Origin of the sequence: Streptomyces durmitorensis, from assembly GCF_023498005.1 — a bacterium.
Lineage (GTDB): Bacteria > Actinomycetota > Actinomycetes > Streptomycetales > Streptomycetaceae > Streptomyces > Streptomyces durmitorensis.
The window spans coordinates 6,738,352-6,753,092 of record NZ_CP097289.1 but is presented as its reverse complement, the minus strand read 5'-3'; the positions used below and the strand labels follow the sequence as shown (position 1 = coordinate 6,753,092).

Below are 14,741 nucleotides of genomic sequence, written 5' to 3'. Positions count from 1 at the left end.
CATCAGTCCGGTATGGACACTCAGCCCAGCGCCGCCACCCGGTCGCGGTAGCCGCGCACCGCCGCCGCGTCGCGGTACGGCTCGAGCCGCCGCTCGAAGTCGCGTACGTACTCCACCGCTCGCACCGAGCGCATCTCACCCGCCGCCTGCGCCGCCTCCGCGCCCAGCTGGCAGGCCTGCTCCAGCTCGCCGAGGCCAAGCCGCGACGAGGCGAGCACCACCCGGCAGAACAGGCGGCTGCGGGCGTACCCGGGGGCGCGCAGCTGGAGCGAGCGCTCCGCGTGCTGAGCGGCCACGCGGTACTGCTGGAGGTCCCGGTGGCAGTGCCCGAACTCGTCCGCGAGCTGCGCCTCGTCGAAGAAGCGCGCCCAGTAGGGGACTTCGTCGCCGGGCCGCGCGGTCTCCAGGGCGCGCTCGGCGCGCACCATCGACGCCGTGCACGCCCGCACCTCGCCGAGCACGCCGTGCCCGCGCGCCTCGACCGCGTGCAGCAGGGCCTGCACGACGGGCGGCGCGGAGGAGCCGACGCCCTGCTGGGCCACCCGCGCCAGCTGCACCGCCTCTCTGCCGTGCCCGAGGTAGACGGCCTGGCGGCTCATCGTGACCAGGACGTACGAGCCGTACGCACGGTCGCCCGCCGCCTGCGAGAGCCGCAGCGCCTGGACGTAGTAGCGCTGGGCGAGACCGTGCGCCGCGATGTCGTACGACGTCCAGCCCGCGAGCCGGGTGAGGTCGGCGGCGGCCGCGAAGAGCCGCCGCCCGGCCTGCTCGCCGTACGAGCCGCGCAGCATCGGCTCGGCCTCGTGCTCCAGATAGCGCACCAGGGCCTGCCGGGCGTGCCCGCCGCCGTACGCGTGGTCGAGCGCGCGGAAGAGCTCGCCGACGGAGCGCAGGGCCGAGATGTCGCCGCTGGTCACCTTCGCCCCGACGCCCCGCTCCGGCTCCTTGCGCTGGCGCGGTATGGCCGGACGGCCCTGCGTGGGCACGCGGCCGGTGCTCGGCCCGAGGTCACCGCGGCCCACGCGGTCGTCCGCGCGGCCGATCAGCCAGTCCCTGCTGGGGACGACGAGTCCTGCCGGGGTGAACGCGATCTTCCGCAGTTCGGCATGGCTTCCGGAGTCCTTGCGCCAGAGCCCGCCGACGATGTCGATCGCCTCTTCGGGGCTCGCCGCGAACTCGAGCCCGGCGTACACCGGCGCGCACGCGTCGAGCCCGAGATCCTGCGCGGAGAGGCGGCGCCCTAACCGCCGGGTGAAGACCTCGGCGATGAGGGCGGGGGTGGTGCCGCGCGGCTGCTGCCCGCGCAGCCAGCGGGTCACGGATGTCTTGTCGTACCGCAGATCGAGACCGTGCTCGAGGCCCAGCTGATCGACGCGGCGCGCGAGCCCCGCATTGGAGAACCCGGCTTCTGAGATGAGCGAGGCTAGCTGGCGGTTGGGGGTGCGCTGCGGAGGTCGTTCCGTCATCAGCTGTGCGGTCTCCTGCCTTTCGGGCGTTGCCTTGAGCAGCCCTTATGGCTCTGTGAACGGCGTGAATGTAGCGGCCCCCACCGCCCTCGACGCGGCCTTCGACCCGCATTCATCCGATCGTGTGAGGATTGACCGGACGACTGACGAGAATCCGCGGCCCGTACAGTGGCTGGGGGCGCGATATGTGCACGGTGCAGGTTCTAGGGAGGCACTTGCCGTGAGTGAGTTTCAGTTCGTCCGTCTGGGCTTCGGCCCGGATTCGGTCGAGTACCAGGAGGCCTGGGACGAGCAGCGCCGCGTGCACGCCGCCCGGTTCGCCGACGAGCTCCCGGACACCTGTCTGCTGCTCGAGCACCCGCCGGTCTACACCGCGGGCCGCCGCACCCAGGACAGCGAGCGCCCCCTTGACGGCACCCCCGTCGTCGACGTGGACCGCGGCGGCAAGATCACCTGGCACGGCCCCGGACAGCTCGTGGGGTACCCGATCCAGAAGCTGCCGCGCCCGGTGGACGTCGTAGCACATGTGCGCCGCCTGGAAGAGGCACTTATCCGTACGTGTGCGGAGTTTGGCCTGGAGACGAGCCGGGTCGAGGGCCGCAGCGGCGTATGGGTCCTTGGCGACCCGGTGGAGCGGCGTCCGGCGCTCGGCGGGCTGACCCTGGACTTCGATCCACGGACGCAGGACGACGAGTTCGACGCCCGGTTCAACGGCCCGGAGTACGCCCCGTCCAACGCGGGCCAGCGCCGGGAGGACCGCAAGATCGCGGCCATCGGCATCCGCGTCGCCAAGGGCGTGACGATGCACGGCTTCGCCCTGAACGTGAATCCGGACAACACCTGGTTCGACAAGATCATCCCGTGCGGCATCCGCGACGCCGGCGTGACGTCGCTCTCGTACGAACTGGGCCGCGAGGTCACGATCGCCGACGTCCTGCCCGTCGCCGAGAAGCATCTGCGGGAGGTCCTGGAGGGCGCGGAGCTCAAGCCGCGCACCGTCGAGAAGCCCGTCGGGACGACGGTTGAGAACCCGGAAACCGAGAAGGCGACCGCCTAGACAGCTCGGGCTGCCGGGGCCGTCGGGGCCGTGTGGGAATGCACCCCGTCGGCCAGAGGTTGGCCGAACGTAAGCCCAACGACATCACGGGCGTACCCTGGTGTGCGCCGAAGAATCGAAGCTACAGGGAGCCGATGTGTCCGCAGTCGCACCCGACGGACGCAAGATGCTGCGCCTGGAGGTCCGGAACGCCCAGACCCCCATCGAGCGCAAGCCCGAGTGGATCAAGACCCGGGCGAAAATGGGCCCCGAGTACACGAAGATGCAGAACCTCGTGAAGAGCGAGGGCCTGCACACGGTCTGCCAGGAGGCGGGCTGTCCCAACATCTACGAGTGCTGGGAAGACCGCGAGGCCACCTTCCTCATCGGCGGTGACCAGTGCACCCGGCGCTGCGACTTCTGCCAGATCGACACGGGCAAGCCGCAGGCACTCGACCGCGACGAGCCCCGCCGCGTGGGCGAGTCCGTCGTCACGATGGACCTGAACTACGCCACGATCACCGGCGTAGCCCGCGACGACCTGGACGACGGCGGCGCCTGGCTGTACGCGGAGACCGTGCGCCAGATCCACGCGATGACGGCGGACCGCGCCGAGGGCCAGACCAAGGTCGAGCTCCTCATCCCCGACTTCAACGCGGACCCCGACCAGCTGGCCGAGGTCTTCTCCTCGCGCCCCGAGGTCCTCGGGCACAACGTGGAGACGGTGCCGCGCATCTTCAAGCGGATCCGCCCCGGCTTCCGCTTCGAGCGCTCGCTCGAGGTCATCACCCGCGCCCGCGAGGCCGGTCTGGTCACCAAGTCGAACCTCATCCTCGGCATGGGCGAGGAGCGCGAGGAGATCAGCGAGGCGCTGCACGCGCTGCACGACGCGGGCTGCGAGCTCATCACGATCACGCAGTACCTGCGTCCGACGCCGCGGCACCACCCCGTGGAGCGCTGGGCCAAGCCGCAGGAGTTCGTGGAGCTGAAGGAGGAGGCCGAGGAGATCGGTTTCTCCGGCGTCATGTCGGGACCGCTGGTCCGCTCCTCGTACCGCGCCGGGCGCCTCTTCCAGATGGCGGTCGAGAAGCGTGGGGCGTACGTCGCCTCGCAGGCGGTGTGATCGCGGGCGAGAGCCCGACGGCGCTCGCGCTTCGGGCGAGAGCCCGACTGTGTGAATCGGCGCACAAGTGACTACTGGCCGGTAGTGGCCGAGATGACGCGGCCCGTACGGTCCCCGCAGGTGAGGGGACCGTACGGGCCGCGTCAATGTTTCGGGGTGCGGCGTCAAGGCTTCATCCGTGTTTGACCGGTCGGTCACGCCCTGGTAACACCAATCAGTGACCCTGGAATTACCCCACGTACAGCCCTACCCATAGCCGCTCAGGAGGGCCCCACCATGCAGGCCGCGCCCGTTCGCGCCACCGCCATCCCGTCCGTCACCGACGCGCTGCGCGTCGTCGAGTCGCTTCTCATGAGCAGCGGCCAGCGCACCGCTCGCCGCAACGCCTGGACGTCAGTGCTCGACGACCGGCGTCGCGCCAAGGACCGGGCAGAGGCGCTGCGCGTGCTCGAAGAGGCGATGACAACCCGCACGTCGTAGTCACTTCCAGGGACACGTAGACTTCACGACATGGCGAGGAAGGAAACCGCGGCGGACGCCGCGAACCCCGGGCGACTCAAGCAGATTGCCCAGACCTACAAGATGACCCGCAGGGCCGATCCGCGGATCGGTCTCATCATCGCGGCTGTGGGAATCGTCACCTTTGGTGTCTTCCTCGCGATCGGCTTCTTGATCGGTCACCCGATCTATCTCGGCATTCTCGGCTTTGTGCTCGCCTTCCTCGCGATGGCGATCGTCTTCGGGCGCAGGGCTGAGCGTGCGGCCTTCGGGCAGATGGAGGGCCAGCCCGGTGCGGCGGCCGCGGTGCTCGACAAGATCGGCCGCGGCTGGACGACGACTCCGGCGGTGGCGATGAACCGCAGCCAGGACGTCGTGCACCGCACGGTCGGCAAGGCCGGCATCGTGCTCGTCGCCGAGGGCAACCCGAACCGGGTGAAGAGCCTGCTGGCGGCCGAGAAGAAGCGCATGGCGCGGGTCGTCTCCGACGTCCCTGTGCATGACGTCATCGTCGGCACCGGCGAGGGCCAGGTCCCGCTGAAGAAGCTGCGTACGACGCTTCTGAAGCTGCCCCGCGTCCTCCAGGGCCCGCAGGTCACGGCGACGAACGACCGGCTGCGCGCGATGGGCGACCTGATGAGCAACATGCCGTTGCCGAAGGGCCCGATGCCGAAGGGCATGCGGATGCCTCGCGGCGGACCGAAGATGCGCTGACCTCGACTTCTTCGACCGCGACTTCTTCGACGTCGACATCTTCCCTTTCCCGTCTTCTCCTACGTTGACGAAGGCCCCGGAACCGATCGGTTCCGGGGCCTTCGTCGTACGCGGGTGCAGCTGGTTCAGCCGGGTGCAGCCCGGTTCAGCCGGGTTTCAGATCCGTACCTGAACGGCGCGGGCGAGGCGGTCGTGCAGGCCGCGGCCGTCGCGGTCCCAGATCAGGGCCGGGATGGCGACGCAGAGCAGCACGCTGCGGATGAGGACCCGGACGGCGCCGAGCCGGCCGCCGCCCTCGGCGACGACACGGAGCCTGAAGAGGGCCTTGCCGGGGGTGCAGCCGACCGTGCCGACCGTCAGGACGGTCATGACGAAGAAGATGCCCAGCGCCCAGTTGCCCATCGCCTGCTGGTCACCGCGAGCGAACAGGCCGTATGCGATGAGCATGCACAGTGCCCAGTCGACGACGACGGCGCCCATGCGCCGGCCGGGCCGCGCGATCGAGCCGGGCCCCTCCTCCGGCAGGCCGAGCTGCTCGCCGCGGTATCCGAAGTCGACGCCCGCATCCTCTGCCGCCGCACGAGGGCCGGAGAGCCACGATCCGATTACTTGCCTGTTGTCCACCCGTCCACGGTACTGCGCCCGATTTCGTCCGAGGACGGGCGGGGTAGGGCGAATGACACCCGGCTCGAACCCGGCTCGGTTAACTTCGGCGAAACAAATGGGTCATGCTTGAGAAATCCCCCGTCCCTATGGTCGGGTCCCAGCGTGTGCCACCGCACTGGCCGCACAACGAGCTGCAACCCCGTCCCCGCCTGGGGGCCGGGAGTAGGAGGAGTTGGATGTTCCAGAACGCCGACGACGCAAAGAAGTTCATCGCGGACGAGGACGTGAAGTTCGTAGATGTCCGGTTCTGCGACCTGCCCGGAGTGATGCAGCACTTCACGATCCCGGCAGCGGCGTTCGACCCTGACGAGGAGCTGGCCTTCGACGGATCGTCGATCCGCGGCTTCCAGGCCATCCACGAGTCCGACATGGCGCTGCGCGCGGACCTGTCGACCGCCCGGGTCGACCCCTTCCGCCGCGACAAGACCATCAACATCAACTTCTTCATCCACGACCCGATCACGGGCGAGCAGTACAGCCGTGACCCGCGCAACATCGCCAAGAAGGCCGAGGCCTACCTCGCGTCCACCGGCATCGCGGACACCGCGTACTTCGGCCCCGAGGCGGAGTTCTACGTCTTCGACAACGTCCGTTTCCAGACGTCGGCGAACGAGAGCTTCTACCACATCGACTCCGAGGCGGGCGCCTGGAACACCGGTGCGGTCGAGAACAACCGTGGCTACAAGGTCCGCTACAAGGGCGGCTACTTCCCCGCCCCGCCGGTCGACCACTTCGCGGATCTCCGCGCGGAGATCTCCCTGGAGCTGGACAAGAACGGCCTCCAGGTCGAGCGCCAGCACCACGAGGTCGGCACGGCCGGCCAGGCGGAGATCAACTACAAGTTCAACACGCTGCTCGCCGCGGCCGACGACCTGATGCTCTTCAAGTACATCGTGAAGAACGTCGCCTGGCGCAACGAGAAGACCGCGACCTTCATGCCGAAGCCGATCTTCGGTGACAACGGCTCGGGCATGCACGTCCACCAGTCGCTGTGGGCCAACGGCGACCCGCTCTTCTACGACGAGCAGGGCTACGCGGGCCTCTCGGACACCGCCCGCTACTACATCGGCGGCATCCTCAAGCACGCCCCGTCGCTGCTCGCCTTCACGAACCCGACGGTGAACTCGTACCACCGCCTGGTCCCGGGCTTCGAGGCGCCGGTCAACATGGTGTACTCGCAGCGCAACCGCTCGGCCGCCATGCGTATCCCGATCACGGGCTCGAACCCGAAGGCCAAGCGCGTCGAGTTCCGCGCGCCCGACCCGTCCTCGAACCCGTACCTGGCGTTCTCGGCCCTCCTGATGGCCGGCCTGGACGGCGTGAAGAACAAGATCGAGCCGCCGGAGCCGATCGACAAGGACCTCTACGAGCTGGCCCCCGAGGAGCACGCGGGCGTCGCCCAGGTCCCGACCTCCCTCCCGGCCGTCCTCGACGCCCTCGAGGCGGACCACGAGTACCTCCTGGCCGGCGGTGTCTTCACCCCCGACCTGATCGAGACGTGGATCGACTACAAGCGCACGAACGAGATCGCCCCGATCCAGCTGCGGCCGCACCCGCATGAGTTCGAGCTGTACTTCGACATCTAGAAAGTAGAGCTCGAACTCGGTAAGCCGTCGGCCGAAGGGCTCCCTGAGCGTCTACCTCCAGCAGGTTCTGCTGGAGGTAGACGCTCGTTCTGCTGGTAGGGGCACTGGGCTACTGCCGATGATTGCGGAGTCAGTCTTCCTCCGGCGTCGCCCACCACGGATCGTATTCGCGCACGAGCGGCTGGGTAGCTGGATGGTGGCGCAATCCGTGAGGCCCTGAAACGGAGGCTTCGGGCATGTCGATAAGCCAGTCCAGCACTGCGTCGGACTGCATGTCAGGGTGTTCCAAGTCGTCGATCAAAGCAGCAGAACCACGGCAGTCGTACGGTTGCGGCAGCGTGAAACCAGCTTCGACAGCATCGCGGACGATCTCTTCACAGATCGCGCGCCAGCGCCCTTGGCCCCACCAGTGACATGTGTAGCTTGTCGAGCCCCCGATCGTCATCAGCCTCAAAGTGGTATCCGGACCAAGAAGTTCACTGTCGAGGCGTTGCCATTTCCGGATCTGCTCGCGCACCGTCGACTGCACCTCCGGCCACCCGTCGCCGAACAGGGAGGAGACAGTCCGACCGTTTGGGAGTTCCCAGTCTGCATCAGTCAGTGACTGCTCGATCCCGTCCCAGTCGATACCTTCGTACGGGCAGACATGGGGCAGCACCGCGCGAGTCACCGCGATGTTCACTCGAGCCATCTGCACGTCCGAGGGAAGGTGGTGAGCCTCCACAGCCGTTTCATTGCGCCAGCACCACGCCGCGATACCCAGAGCCGCCGCATCGGGGACCGGATCCGGGTGCACGTCGCGGCCTGCCATACCGACAACCCAGCGCAGATAGGTGCTGAGATCAGGGTGCTGTAGAGCTTCCTTGACAATGTCGGCAACGGGGATCTTCCGGTACGAGGCTGCCGGGCTGAAGAGGGACCGGAGCGACTCAGCTCCGAACGCCTCCGCGGCCTCCGGATCAGCCCCTTCCACCACACGGACGCGAGTTGCATCGAGCAATCCCAACGCGCCGGCTCGATGCTGAACTGCCGTGACGGCTTCGTCGCCCTCGCGGGAAATCGCGATTTCGACCTCTTCATCGAGTGCGGCAAAGGACTCCGGGAAGTCGCCGCATACGTCTTCGTAGGGAAGAAGCCGGAGCCGGCCTTCATGCGGGTAGTACTCGACGTCTAGCGCGGCACCGGTACGCCACAGCGTGGCGAAGAGCATCGGGCCGGTTTCGGCATCCCAGTCCGAATCGTATTCGTCCGGGATCGCCCAGCCGGCCCAGTCGAGCGAGCCGAGTACTTCCATGAGCCGGTCTACGTACTCGCCCCACTGTTCGGCACTCGGGCGACCTGCTTGCTTCTCAGGTGCTGCTGCCGCCTGGCTGCCCAATTGGCCGACGAGAGCTGCCGTACGTCTTGTGAAGAGCGATTCGGCGGACTCACCTTCCTCTGGGGTGACCCCGGTGACGCTGTTGAGATACGCCGTATCGTCTGCTAATTCCTGTTTGCGGCAGCGTGCGCACAAGTATCTGTACGGCTTGCCCCACTTGGCGGAGTAGCGTGTCAGTGAGCGAGGCTGTCGGCAGTCACGACACGGCCCATGGCCCTTCTTGGGCCACCACAGCCACCAGTCACCGTCGTAGTCGCCGGGCGAGGGCACTATCCCGCGGGCCAGTAGCGCGTCGGCCAGCATCTCCAGGTAGCCCCCGTGCCGGTACGGCATCCTTGAGTGCAAGTTGTCATGCGCCCCTAGCAGTTCGTCGTCCGTGACAGCCCCCTCTCCCTGTAAGCGACGCTGCACGGATACTGCTGCGGCAAGTGCTTGCACGGCGGGATCATCCCGCCGAAGTGACTGTCTGCTGCTCTCGACGACGGTCATCGCCTTGTCGACATCGGCTTCAGTAATTCCAGTGCTCCCCATGCTCCAGAGCTTACGAGCGACCTCTGACACCTTTCGTGGAATGAGGAAGCCGTTGTCGCGGGCCCAGGGAAGACTGCGGGCCGGAGCGCGCGACTCCAACCGGCAGCACCAACTCGGAGTCGGTCTCCTGGCACGCGGGCTGCTGCTGCTCGGATGGTGCCCCCCGGCCTGAGCCCGACACCGCGTCAGCATGGGCAGTGGGCCGTCTCCCGGAACGGGGAGGCGGCCCGCTGTTCTGTTGGTCTCGTGCCGGCACCGGCTAGTGTCGTTCTCGTCTCCCTGCCCCACGATCAGTCCCTGCCTAGGTGAGCACCGCAGATGAAGAACGAAAAAGTGAGATTCCCGAGCGTCGTCGGCCCCCAGCTGGCCGGGGTGATCGACCTGCCGGAGGGCGAGATCCGGGGCTGGGGGCTCTTCGCGCATGGATTCACCCTGGGCAAGGAGTCGCCGGCCGCCTCGCGCGTCTGCAAGCAGTTGGCGCGCGAGGGGATCGGCATGCTGCGCTTCGACAATCTCGGGATCGGTGACTCCGAGGGCGACTGGGGGGACGGTTCCTTCACCGTCAAGGTGCAGGACACCGTCCGTGCCGCGGCCTTCATGGCGGAGCGAGGGACTCCGGTGGATTTGCTGGTGGGGCACTCGTGGGGAGGTGCCGCCGCGATCGCAGCCGCGCGCGAGATCGTCGGCCTGCGCGCGCTGGCCACGATCGCGGCGCCCGTCGATCCCAGTCACGTCGAGCTGCAGTACGACTCGGTCCTGGAGAAGGTCCTCAGTGACGGTGCGCACGAGTGGTTCGTCGGCGGGAGGACTCTGGTTCTCAAGCGCGCCTTCGTCGAGGACGTGCGCCGGGCTCACCTGCGCGACCGGATCGGCGAGGTGGACCTTCCGCTCCTCGTCGCGCATTCGCCCACCGACTCCACCGTCGACATCTCCAATGCCGCGGAGATCTTCCAGGAGGCACGGCACCCGCGAAGCTTCATCTCGCTCGAAGGCGCCGACCATCTGCTGACCGCGCGAGGGCAGGCGCAACGGGCCGCTCACATCATCAGCGCCTGGGCCGACCAGTACCTCGACGAGCCACGGCCCCGCTAGGCGACATCTCCAGCTCTGACGCAAGCAGCGAGGGCCGCTGCCTCCGGTGGGAGGCAGCGGCCCTCGCTGCTTGCGTCTGCCCCGAGCCCTCAGTCCGCCTTCGGCTGCGCGCGTCGTGCGTAGGCGCGGGCCGCGCGGGCCCGGCCTCCGCAGCGGGTCGAGCACCAGTGGCGGCGGCCGTGGCGGAGCAAGTAGCGGTTGCAGGGTGGGGAGCCGCAGGCCGTGAGGCGGTCCGCTTCCGGGGCCGTCAGGAGGTCCGCGGTGTCGGCGGCCAGCGCTGCCAGGGCGTGTTCGACGATCTGGGTCGTGGGGTGGGATGCCGCGCGGTACAGGCCGCGGGCGGGGTCCCAGTGCAGCAGGGAGGCCGCGGGCGCTCTGGTCAGGGCTTCGTTCAAGGCGGACAGCGCGCTCGCCGGGGGTGCGCAGCCCGCGAGCCGCGCTGCCAGGAGGGACCTGATCTGTTCCCGCAGGGTCCGCAGCTGTGCCGTGCACATCTCCTGGAGGCCCGCGTCGGCCGGGGCCAGGTCGCGTTCGGTAAGCCACCGGTTCGCGTCCGCCGGGGTGCCGAGGAGGTCGGTGAACTGGCCGCCGGGCAGGGCGAGGGCGCTGTTCGCAAAGTCGAGTGCCACGTACTGCTCCGCGCCCGGCGCGGGCGGCGGTGCCGGTTCGGCGGTCGCGGTTTCTACGGTCTCCTTCACGAGCCTCATGGTACGCCTTGCCTTCATCCGTGAGAAACAGCTACGGTTCATCACGGATAGAAAGTCTCCTATCCGTGAGGTCCCCATCCGTGAGGCCCCATCCGTGAGGCCCCATCCGTGAGGCCCTCATTCGTGAGGCCTCATTCGTGAGGTCCCCATCCGTGAGGTGTGTGTTTCTTTCATGGCTGCTTCCGGCACGACCGGCACGACCGACCAGCAGATCCCCGTACGCGTCTTCGGCGGCCCGACCGCCCTCTTCGAGTACGGCGGTCTGAGATTCCTCACCGACCCCACCTTCGACGCACCCGGCGACTACCCCGCCCCCGCCGGCCCCGCCCTCACCAAGACCGCGCCCGCCGCGGGCTCCCCCGACGACCTAGGCCCCGTCGACGTGGTCCTGCTCTCGCACGACGAACACCCCGACAACCTCGACACCTCGGGCCGGGCCCTGCTCGCCGGCATACCGCTCACCCTCACCACTCCCGGCGGCGGGCGCCGCCTGCGCGAGAGCCTGGGCACCAAGGTGAAGGGACTCGGCGACTGGGAGTCCGTCGAGCTGGAGAGGCCCGGCGGCGGACAGGTCACCGTGACGGGCGTGCCCGCCGTCCACGGTCCCGGCAGGCGCGAGGACGTCGAACCGATCGCCGGTGAGGTCGTCGGCTTCGTCCTGACCGGCGACGGCCTGCCCACGGTCTACGTCAGCGGCGACAACGCCTCACTCGGCGCGGTCGAGGAGACCGCCGCACGGTTCGGCCCGGTGGACACCGCCGTCCTCTTCGCCGGTGCTCCCCGCTTCCCCGTCCTGTTCGACGGCGCGCCGATCGTCCTCGACAGCGCCCAGGCAGCCGAGGCCACGAGGATCCTCGGGGCGCGCCGGGTCGTCCCCGTCCACTTCGACAGCTGGGCCCACTTCACCGAGGGGCGGGACGAGCTGGTGTCCGCCTTCGCCGCCGCCGGTCTCGCCGACCGTCTGCGTCTGGCATGAACTCAGGCGCGTAGGAAGCGGATCGACGGGCGCGGCTGCGGGCCGTCGTCCGCCGTCGTCACCACCGCCCTCACCCCGTACACCTTCGCGATCAGCTCCTCCGTGATCACCTCGCCCGGCGTGCCCGCCGCGTACGCCACTCCCTCGCGCAGGACCAGTACGTGGTCGCAGAACATCGCCGCCAGGTTCAGGTCGTGCAGGGCGATGACGCTCGTCAGGGGGAGGTCCGCCACCAGGGACAGGAGGTCCAACTGGTGCTGGATGTCCAGGTGGTTGGTCGGTTCGTCCAGGAGGAGCTCCCGGGGGGTCTGGGCCAACGCCCTTGCTATCTGGACCCGTTGGCGTTCACCGCCGGAGAGTGTGTGCCAGGACTGGCCCGACCGGTCGGCGAGACCGGTGCGGGTCAGGGCCTCGCGCACCGCCTCGTCGTCCTGGGGCGTGGCGGGCGACCACGCCCTGCGGTGCGGGATGCGGCCCAGGCGTACGACCTCCTCCACCGACAGCTCGACCTGCGTGGTGGCGTCCTGGTCCACCACCGCCACCCGGCGTGCCACCGTGCGGCGGCCCACGTCCCGCAGCGGTCGGCCGTCCAGGGTGACCACTCCCGATGCGGGGGCCAGGACGCCCGCCAGGATGCGCAGGAGCGTGGACTTGCCCGAGCCGTTCGGGCCGAGGAGGCCGACCGTGGCTCCGGGGGGCGGGGCCAGGGTCACTCCGTCGACGATGAGGCGGCCGCCGGCCTCTCTGGTCACCCGGTCGGCGCGCAGGCCGGGTTCGGCAGGAGTGTGCGTGCTGTCCGAGCGTGAAGTCATGTCGTCTTCCGGGTGCGGTAGAGGACCAGGACGAACGCCGGGACGCCGATCAGGGACGTCACCACACCCACCGGCACCTCCTGCGGGTCGAGGACCGTACGGGCCAGCGTGTCCACCCACACCAGGAACACCGCGCCCGCGAGCGCCGTGACCGGAAGCAGCCTCGCGTGCCCGGAGCCGACCAGGGCGCGGGCCGCGTGCGGCAGGACCAGGCCCACGAAGCCGATGGCGCCCGCGCTGCTGACCAGGGCCGCCGTGAGCAGGGCCGTGACGGAGAGCAGGATCAGCCGGGTACGGGCGACACGGACCCCCAGCGTCGCCGCCGCGTCCTGGCCGAACACGAACGCGTCCAGGGTGCGGGCGTGCGCCAGGCAGATGGCGAGGGACACGAGGAGCACCGCCCCGCACATCCACACGTCCGTCCAGCCCACCCCGCTCAACGAGCCGAGCAGCCAGAACAGGACGCCGCGCGTCGTCTCCGCGTCGCCCGCCGTGAGAATCACGAACGAGGTGAGCGCGGAGAAGAGCTGCATCGCCGCCACCCCGGACAGGACCAGCCGGTCGGCGCTCCCGCCCAGGGTGTGGCTGAGCAGCAGGACGAGGGCGAAGGAGAACACGGCCCCCACGAAGGCGCCCGCCGAGATCGACACCACTCCCCCGCCGACCCCCAGGACGACGATCGCGACGGCGCCCGTGGAAGCCCCCGAGGAGACACCGAGCACGAAGGGGTCGGCGAGCGGGTTGCGCAGGAGGGACTGGAGGACCGTTCCGCAGACCGCGAGGCCGGCGCCGCAGACCGCCGCGAGGAGCGTGCGCGGCATGCGCAGGTTCCAGACGATGCCGTCCCGGATGGGCGTGAGCGTGGCCTCGCCCCAGCCGAGGTGCGCAGCCACCGCCGACCACACGTCCGGTACGGAGATGTCCGCGGGGCCGATGGTGACGGCCACCGCCACGGAGAGGGCGAGGGCGGCGACGCCGGCCGTCCAGAGCAGGGTCTGCCGTAGGCCGCCCGTGAGGGCTCCCGTCACTTGGCGAGCCCGAACTCGCGCAAGGCGTCGGCGACTTGCTCCACGCCGTCCACCGTGCGGATCGTCGGGTTCATGGCCTGGCCGCTCAGGAGCACGTACCGCTTCTTCTTCACGGCGGTCAGGTTCTTGGTGACCGGGTTGGACTCCAGGAACTCGATCTTCTTCTTCGCGCTCTCGGCCGTCTGCGACTTGCGCGTGAGGTCGCCGATGACCAGGACGTCCGGGTCGCGGTCGGCCACCGTCTCCCAGTTGATCTGGGGCCACTCCTCGCGGGTGTCGTCGAAGACGTTCTTCACGCCCAGTTCGCGGGTGATGATGCCCGGCGCGCCGCAGCAGCCCGCCATGTAGGGCGCGTCGGAGTTGGCGAACCAGTAGAGGAGCGTCGTGTCGGACGCCTCACTCACCTTGATGGTCTTCTTGGCCTTCGCCACCCGGCCCTTGAGCTCCGTGATCAGGCGTTCGCCGCGCTTCTCGACCCCGAAGGCCTCGGCCAGGTCCCGTATCTCGCCGTACACCGTGTCCATGGTCAGCGTCTTGTCGCGGCGGCCGTCGCCGTCGCCGCTGTTGTCCTTGCCCGCGCAGTCGGAGGGCGAGACATAGGCGGGTACGCCGAGTTCGGCGAACTTGGCGCGGTCGGCGACGCCGCCCTTGCTGACCGTCGCCAGGAAGGAGGCGGTGACGAAGTCCGGTTCCTCGGCGAGGACCTTCTCGAAGGAGGGGTAGCTGTCGGCGAGCCGCTCGACCTTGGCGTTGTCCTTCTCCAGGCCCCCCAGAACCGGGTCCGTCCAGGTGCCGGTGCCTGCCATGCGGTCCGCGAGGCCGAGCGAGAGCAGGATCTCGGTGGAGCCCTGATCGAGGGAGACCGCCCGCTGCGGCGGCGCCTTGATCTCCGCCTTCTTGCCGCAGGAGGTGAGGGTGAGCGGGTAGCCACCGGCCTTCTCGGCCGAGGAATCCGAGGAGCCGGCGGAGTCCGAGGAGCCGCCCGGCGAGCCGCAGGCGCTCAGGGTGAGGGCCAGGGCTGTGGCGAGAAAGCCGGATATACGTACACGACGGGCTGTGGAGGACACACGATCCCTTGAGTCTCACGGCTCATACGCGGAGCCTGGCCTGCTTCGTCACCTCCGCCGC

Annotated in this window: 14 protein-coding genes; 7 read left to right on the top strand and 7 right to left on the bottom strand. The window is 69.1% G+C overall.

Features of this window, described 5'->3' with window-relative positions; all coding sequences use genetic code 11:
• Positions 1-20 precede the first annotated feature (20 nt).
• Positions 21-1,466: an NsdA family TPR-like regulatory protein gene (locus M4V62_RS30090; protein ID WP_249590322.1), complete on the bottom strand. Its 1,446-nt coding sequence runs from the start codon at positions 1,464-1,466 to the stop codon at positions 21-23.
• Between the two features lie 220 nt (positions 1,467-1,686).
• Here M4V62_RS30090 and lipB point away from each other — a divergent pair, with 220 nt between their 5' ends.
• From lipB to M4V62_RS30070, 4 genes are all read left to right on the top strand, one after another.
• The gene (gene lipB, locus M4V62_RS30085) at positions 1,687-2,523 is read left to right on the top strand and encodes a lipoyl(octanoyl) transferase LipB (RefSeq protein ID WP_249590321.1); all 837 of its coding nucleotides are present in this window, start codon (positions 1,687-1,689) and stop codon (positions 2,521-2,523) included.
• 136 nt (positions 2,524-2,659) lie between these two features.
• Positions 2,660-3,625 carry a lipoyl synthase gene (locus M4V62_RS30080; RefSeq protein WP_249590320.1) on the top strand — a complete coding sequence of 322 codons (966 nt, stop codon included), beginning with the start codon at positions 2,660-2,662 and terminating at the stop codon, positions 3,623-3,625.
• A gap of 276 nt (positions 3,626-3,901) precedes the next feature.
• A complete protein-coding gene (locus M4V62_RS30075; protein WP_249590319.1) occupies positions 3,902-4,105 on the top strand; it encodes an SCO2195 family GlnR-regulated protein in 204 nt (67 codons plus the stop codon).
• A 30-nt stretch (positions 4,106-4,135) separates the two neighbouring features.
• Positions 4,136-4,837, top strand: coding sequence for a DUF4191 domain-containing protein (locus tag M4V62_RS30070; RefSeq protein ID WP_249590318.1), 702 nt, complete (start codon positions 4,136-4,138; stop codon positions 4,835-4,837).
• Positions 4,838-4,993: 156 nt separating this feature from the next.
• On the opposite strand, the gene M4V62_RS30065 is transcribed toward M4V62_RS30070, so the two are convergent.
• Positions 4,994-5,461, bottom strand: coding sequence for an RDD family protein (locus M4V62_RS30065; protein ID WP_249590317.1), 468 nt, complete (start codon positions 5,459-5,461; stop codon positions 4,994-4,996).
• A 218-nt stretch (positions 5,462-5,679) separates the two neighbouring features.
• On the opposite strand from M4V62_RS30065, the gene glnA reads away from it, so the two are divergent.
• Positions 5,680-7,089 (top strand): type I glutamate--ammonia ligase, encoded by a 1,410-nt coding sequence (gene glnA / locus M4V62_RS30060; protein ID WP_249590316.1) that lies wholly within the window; start codon positions 5,680-5,682, stop codon positions 7,087-7,089.
• A 130-nt stretch (positions 7,090-7,219) separates the two neighbouring features.
• On the opposite strand, the gene M4V62_RS30055 is transcribed toward glnA, so the two are convergent.
• Positions 7,220-8,998 carry a hypothetical protein gene (locus M4V62_RS30055; protein ID WP_249590315.1) on the bottom strand — a complete coding sequence of 593 codons (1,779 nt, stop codon included), beginning with the start codon at positions 8,996-8,998 and terminating at the stop codon, positions 7,220-7,222.
• Between the two features lie 333 nt (positions 8,999-9,331).
• Here M4V62_RS30055 and M4V62_RS30050 point away from each other — a divergent pair, with 333 nt between their 5' ends.
• Positions 9,332-10,090, top strand: coding sequence for an alpha/beta hydrolase family protein (locus tag M4V62_RS30050; RefSeq protein ID WP_249590314.1), 759 nt, complete (start codon positions 9,332-9,334; stop codon positions 10,088-10,090).
• An 89-nt stretch (positions 10,091-10,179) separates the two neighbouring features.
• On the opposite strand, the gene M4V62_RS30045 is transcribed toward M4V62_RS30050, so the two are convergent.
• Positions 10,180-10,797, bottom strand: coding sequence for a CGNR zinc finger domain-containing protein (locus M4V62_RS30045; protein WP_249590313.1), 618 nt, complete (start codon positions 10,795-10,797; stop codon positions 10,180-10,182).
• 172 nt (positions 10,798-10,969) lie between these two features.
• Here M4V62_RS30045 and M4V62_RS30040 point away from each other — a divergent pair, with 172 nt between their 5' ends.
• Positions 10,970-11,773 carry an MBL fold metallo-hydrolase gene (locus M4V62_RS30040; protein ID WP_249590312.1) on the top strand — a complete coding sequence of 268 codons (804 nt, stop codon included), beginning with the start codon at positions 10,970-10,972 and terminating at the stop codon, positions 11,771-11,773.
• A 2-nt stretch (positions 11,774-11,775) separates the two neighbouring features.
• Here the strand turns inward: M4V62_RS30040 and M4V62_RS30035 are convergent, their stop codons facing one another.
• From M4V62_RS30035 to M4V62_RS30025, 3 genes are read right to left on the bottom strand one after another with little or no spacing between them, the layout of a single operon-like run.
• Positions 11,776-12,585 carry an ABC transporter ATP-binding protein gene (locus tag M4V62_RS30035; protein WP_249590311.1) on the bottom strand — a complete coding sequence of 270 codons (810 nt, stop codon included), beginning with the start codon at positions 12,583-12,585 and terminating at the stop codon, positions 11,776-11,778.
• Positions 12,582-13,613 (bottom strand): FecCD family ABC transporter permease, encoded by a 1,032-nt coding sequence (locus M4V62_RS30030; RefSeq protein WP_249590310.1) that lies wholly within the window; start codon positions 13,611-13,613, stop codon positions 12,582-12,584. Before M4V62_RS30030 ends, M4V62_RS30035 begins: the two co-directional genes overlap by 4 nt.
• The gene (locus M4V62_RS30025; protein WP_249590309.1) at positions 13,610-14,680 is read right to left on the bottom strand and encodes an ABC transporter substrate-binding protein; all 1,071 of its coding nucleotides are present in this window, start codon (positions 14,678-14,680) and stop codon (positions 13,610-13,612) included. The genes M4V62_RS30030 and M4V62_RS30025 overlap by 4 nt, the downstream gene beginning before the upstream one ends.
• Between the last annotated feature and the right edge of the window lie 61 nt (positions 14,681-14,741).